The organism is Brevundimonas sp. (genome assembly GCF_031082345.1).
GTDB lineage: Bacteria > Pseudomonadota > Alphaproteobacteria > Caulobacterales > Caulobacteraceae > Brevundimonas.
Genome location: NZ_JAVHLH010000308.1, coordinates 1 through 2,940, shown reverse-complemented (window position 1 = coordinate 2,940; position 2,940 = coordinate 1). Strand labels below are relative to the sequence as shown.

Genomic DNA, 2,940 nt, shown 5'->3' with positions numbered 1-2,940 from the left:
CAAGGGGAGAAGGGTTTCAACTTTAGATAGTTCTTGATAGCCATTCCTCCGCCCCGTCGTCATGGTTCAGACGGGAGGCGTTCGATGTTCCAGACCTCGCCGAGAACCCGGCAAGCCAGACGTCTCCGCGCGGACATGACCGGCGCGGAGGCGAAACTCTGGACCCAGTTGCGCGGCCGGGGATTCGAAGGCCTCAAATTCCGCAGGCAGGCCCCGGTGGCCGGCGCGATCCTGGATTTCGTCTGTCTCGAGATGCGGCTGGCGATCGAGTTGGACGGCGGCGTGCACCGGCTGCGCGAACACCGCGACTCCGATCGCGACGCCCGCCTCGCGGCCGCCGGGTTCACGGTGCTTCGATTCGACAATGAGGCGTTTCTGACCAATCCCGCCATCGTGCTCGAGGCGATCCGGCGGCATGCAGCGGCGGTGCGGGGGCGCTGAACGGAAAACGGTTGGCGCCGGGGCGGTGGCTGGCCTACCCCTCATCCGGCCCTACCGGGCCACCTTCTCCCCCAAGGGGAGAAGGGATGCTGAAGCGGATTCGCCTGTGACCGACCTCCCCTCCCTGCGCGAAACGCTCGATGCCCACGGGCTGTTGGCGAAGAAGAGCTTCGGGCAGCATTTCCTGCTGGACCTCAATGTGACGCGCAAGATCGTGCGGCTGGCGGGGCCGTTCGAGGGGCGGGCGGTCATCGAGGTCGGGCCGGGCCCGGGCGGGCTGACGCGGGCGCTGCTGGAGAGCGACGCCGGACGGGTGGTGCTGGTCGAGAAGGATCCGCGGTTCCTGCCGCTGCTGGCCGAGCTGGACGACGGTTCCGGGCGGCTGGTCGTGGTCGAGGGGGATGCGCTGAAGGTCCGGGAGGCCGAGCTCGTCGAGGGTCCGGCGCATGTGGTGTCGAACCTGCCCTACAATGTGGGCACGGCCCTGCTGATCAAATGGCTGACCGGGCCGTGGACGCCGCACGCCCTGACCCTGATGTTCCAGAAGGAGGTCGCCGAGCGCATCGTCGCCGCCCCGGGGGACGACGCCTACGGCCGGCTGGCGGTGATCAGTCAGGCGGTGTGCGAGGCCCGACTGGTCATGCACCTGCCGGCCGCCGCCTTCACCCCCCCACCCAAGGTGGCGAGCGCGGTGGTGCATCTGGTCCCGAAAGCGGACCGGCCGGACGCGGAGACGCTGAAACGGCTGGAGCGGGTCACGGCGGCGGCGTTCGGGCAGAGGCGCAAGATGCTGCGGTCGAGCCTGAAGACGCTGGGCGGGACAGCGCTGTGCGAGGCGGCGGGCATCGAGCCGGACGCACGGGCCGAGGTGGTCGATCTGGCGGGGTTCTTGCGGCTGGCGAAGGCGCTGGATCGGGGCGGCTGATGGAGACCTGGAACCCATGACGCCCTGGCAGACCGGCGGAATCGCATTCGGCATGCTGGCCTATGCCGTCGCCTGGACATGGGGCGGACGCACGGAACGGCTGGGCGCAGTCGTCCTGCTTCTCTTCTGCATGATCTCGACCATCACCTTCCGTTGGGAAACCGGCGGCATCTACCTGACCGCCATAGTGGAAGACTGCCTCCGTCTGCTGATCTTCGGCTGGCTGAGTTTCCGGGTCGACCGGTGGTGGCCCCTCGTCATCACCGCGGCGCTCACGCTGATGGTCTTGCTGTATGCCGCCCAGCTGCTGGATCCGGCCGTCACGCAGCTCGCGGTGGCTTCCGCCAACATCGGCCTGGGCTTTATCATCGACCTGACCCTCCTGCTCAGCGTCTGGGAGCGCTGGCTGGCGGGAGAACCGGCGGCGGGCCCGGCCGCATGGGCGAAAGCGGTCCGGCGAGCGACGCATGGCGCCGCCGTCCGGTCTGAAGGCCCTGGGCGGCGCCGACCTGTGCGAGGCGGCGGGGATCGCGCCGGTCGCGCGGGCGGAGGTGGTCGATCTGGCGGGGATTTTGCGGCTGGCGAAGGCGCCGGATCGGGGTGATGGAGACCTGGATCACATGACGCCCTGGCAGACCTGCGGAATCGCATTCGGCTTCCTGGCCTACGCCGTGGCCTGGGTCTGGGGCGGACGCCTGGAGCGCTTCGGCGCGGGCGTACTGCTCTTCAGCTGCCTGCTGGCGTTCCTGACCTACCAATGGGAGGTCGGCGGCCACTACCCGGTCGCCATGGCTCTGGACAGCGTCCGTCTGCTGGTCTTCGGCTGGCTGTGCTTCCGGTTGGACCGTTGGTGGCCCTTCGTCGTCACCGCGGCGATCGGGCTGATGGTCATGGGGTATGTTCTCAGGCTGCTGGATCCCACCTTCTCCCACCTTGCGATGGCCTCGGCCCACATCGGCCTGGGGTATCTCATCGACCTGGCCCTGCTGCTCGGCGTCTTCGAGCGCTGGCTGGCAGGCGAGCCGGCGGCGGGCCCGGCCGCATGGGCGAAGGCGGATCGGGCGACGGAGGCGCGGCGGGCCCTGAGGGAAGAGACCCCGGGCGATACCATCCGTCGCCTCCGGCCGAAGGCGAACCGCGGGCGCAACCGGCGCGCCCGCGGAACGTTCTCCGGGTCCCCCACAATCGGAGAGTCCGGATGAAACTGACCAAAGGCACGCTCGTGGCTGTCGTCGACGGCGAGAAGCTGGCGCTGTTCGAACATACGGGGCAGCAGGAGATTTCCCTGACCGCGAAGCCGACGCCGGCCATCGAGGAGCGCGCCTCGGGCGCGGCCGGCCGCATCTCCAGCGAGGCCAACCCCGACAACGACACCCAGGCCGAAGACGGATTCGCCCTGGGCGTGACCGAGGTGCTGAACAAATGGGTGCTGACCAACAAGGTCGATCACCTGCTGGTCATCGCCGCGCCCAAGACCCTGGGGCAGCTGCGCAAGGGCTGGCACAAGGAGACGGCGGCGCGCGTGGTCGGCGAGATCGCCAAGGACCTGACGGGCCATTCGACGGACCAGATCG

General features: G+C 68.9%; 4 protein-coding genes. All 4 read left to right on the top strand.

Annotated elements, in window-relative coordinates; translation table 11 throughout:
- The first annotated feature begins 84 nt into the window (after positions 1 to 84).
- A complete protein-coding gene (locus tag RDU12_RS14480; protein WP_300293252.1) occupies positions 85 to 441 on the top strand; it encodes an endonuclease domain-containing protein in 357 nt (118 codons plus the stop codon).
- Positions 442 to 547: 106 nt separating this feature from the next.
- On the top strand, positions 548 to 1,366 hold the full coding sequence (gene rsmA, locus RDU12_RS14475) for a 16S rRNA (adenine(1518)-N(6)/adenine(1519)-N(6))-dimethyltransferase RsmA (RefSeq protein ID WP_300293254.1): 819 nt from the start codon (positions 548 to 550) through the stop codon (positions 1,364 to 1,366).
- Positions 1,367 to 1,833: 467 nt separating this feature from the next.
- Positions 1,834 to 2,568, top strand: coding sequence for a hypothetical protein (locus tag RDU12_RS15890; RefSeq protein ID WP_374990229.1), 735 nt, complete (start codon positions 1,834 to 1,836; stop codon positions 2,566 to 2,568).
- Positions 2,565 to 2,940: host attachment protein (locus tag RDU12_RS14465; RefSeq protein WP_308685327.1), on the top strand; the 376-nt coding region annotated here is incomplete at its 3' end. The genes RDU12_RS15890 and RDU12_RS14465, both read left to right, overlap by 4 nt.

Excerpts from the sequence above, each read along its gene's own strand:
- RDU12_RS14480 (WP_300293252.1), top strand. The coding sequence starts at position 85 with ATGTTCCAGACCTCGCCGAGAACCCGGCAAGCCAGACGTCTCCGCGCG.
- RDU12_RS15890 (WP_374990229.1), top strand. The coding sequence starts at position 1,834 with ATGGCGCCGCCGTCCGGTCTGAAGGCCCTGGGCGGCGCCGACCTGTGC.